The organism is Halomonas sp. BM-2019, from assembly GCF_017584085.1.
On the sequence record NZ_CP071922.1, the window covers coordinates 425,091 to 425,442 of the forward strand.

Sequence of the window (352 nt, forward strand, 5' to 3'; positions counted from 1 at the left end):
CATGGAAGGCTCCTGGTGATATGAAATGAACTGAAGTGAGGTGAGGTGAGGTGAGGTGAGGTGAGGTGAGGTGAGGTGTTGCATGCCGTTGTGACTCGGGGGCCATGCCAGCCACCGGTAAGGCGCCCTGCCCTTGCCCCCGCCCGCCGAGTCAGCGCCTCCGTCCTCAGGCGGCGTCGAGGGGACGCGAGGGGCCGAAGTGCTCGTAGTGGCGGCGCTCGGCCGGCACGCCGAGGTCGGCCAGCGCCCGGTCCAACGCACTCATGAACCCCTGGGGGCCCACGTAGTAGCAGCGTGCCCCCTCCGGCAGCAGGCGAGCCAGCAGCGCGCGGTCGATGCGGCCGGTATGGTC

General features: G+C 69.0%; 1 pseudogene. It reads right to left on the reverse strand.

The annotated features are described in order from the left end of the window. Positions 1-166: 166 nt before the first annotated feature. Positions 167-352 (reverse strand): annotated as a pseudogene (locus J5F18_RS02165) (nitric oxide dioxygenase); the annotation flags it as partial.